The sequence below is a fragment of the Aquibaculum sediminis genome, from assembly GCF_040712085.1.
GTDB classification, from domain to species: Bacteria; Pseudomonadota; Alphaproteobacteria; order Kiloniellales; family DSM-21159; genus Aquibaculum; species Aquibaculum sediminis.
The window spans coordinates 1-1,160 of record NZ_JBFCVK010000019.1 but is presented as its reverse complement, the minus strand read 5'-3'; the positions used below and the strand labels follow the sequence as shown (position 1 = coordinate 1,160).

General features: G+C 62.6%; 1 protein-coding gene. It reads left to right on the top strand.

Annotation, left to right across the window (positions count from 1 at the left end):
• Positions 1-205: 205 nt before the first annotated feature.
• A complete protein-coding gene (locus ABZ720_RS17375; RefSeq protein ID WP_366556795.1) occupies positions 206-1,144 on the top strand; it encodes an IS110 family RNA-guided transposase in 939 nt (312 codons plus the stop codon).
• The last annotated feature ends 16 nt before the right edge of the window (positions 1,145-1,160 follow it).

Sequence of the window (1,160 nt, the reverse complement as noted above, 5' to 3'; positions counted from 1 at the left end):
GCTTGTCTTATGAAGATGGCGGTTCATCGGTAGAAGATGAACCATCGCCGGTGCCTGACCCGCACCGGCGATGGCGGGGGACGGATCGTCGATCGGCAGAGCGACACTGAGCCGAGCTAGAGTTGGATCACCCCCGTCTTTTCCTTGAGGCCCGAACGGATACCCGGGACCAAAGCCCGGATGACAAGCAAGGGACATGGAAAAGATGACCAAGGTTACCATTGGCATCGACATCTCGAAAGATCGTCTGGATGTCCATCGTCTGCCCGGCGGTGCCAGCCGCTGCTTCCCCAACGATCCCAAGGGGCATCGGGCCCTGCTGGCTTGGCTCCAGCACGATCCGGTCGACCGGATCGTGCTGGAGCCAACGGGCGCTTATCACCGCGCGCTTGAACGGGCCCTCGCCAAGGCAGGGCTGCCGGTAGCCAAGGTGAACCCACGACAAGCGCGGCGTTTTGCCGAAGCAATCGGCCGCCTGGCCAAGACCGACCGCATCGATGCGGTCATGCTTGCCCGCATGGGGATCGCTCTCGAACCCGCCACGCGCCCCGCAGCCAGTGAACGCCTCGACACGCTGAAGGAGTTGCACGGCGCCCGGCAGGCGCTCGTGAAGGACAGGACAGCCACGCGCAACAGGCAGAAAAATCTGACCTTGCCCCTCCTCAAGCGCCAGGCCGCGCAGCGGCTGCGGCAGATAGAGGCGCAACTCGCAGACGTGGACCGGGAACTCCTCAATCTGATCCGCGCGGATGAGAACCTGGCCCAGCGCCTTGGCATCCTCATCAGCATTCCAGGCATCTCGGAAACCACCGCGGTGACAATGATCGTGGAAATGCCGGAACTGGGAACGCTCGAGCCACGGCAGGCCGCCAGCCTCGCCGGCTTGGCACCTATCACTCGAAGATCCGGAAAATGGGAGGGGCGGGCCCGAATTGGCGGCGGAAGAGCCCAGCTGAGGCAAGCCCTCTACATGCCTGCCCTGGTCGCCGCACGCTACAATCCAAACCTGAAGCAGAGATACGACGCACTCACGCAGGCAGGAAAGGCGCCAAAGGTGGCCCTCACAGCCATCATGCGCAAGCTCGTGATCCTCGCAAACGCCCTCCTCAGAGATCAGCGTCCATGGGTCAACTTTCCTTCTTGATCAACACGGATACTCT

Excerpts from the sequence above, each read along its gene's own strand:
- ABZ720_RS17375 (WP_366556795.1), top strand. The coding sequence starts at position 206 with ATGACCAAGGTTACCATTGGCATCGACATCTCGAAAGATCGTCTGGAT.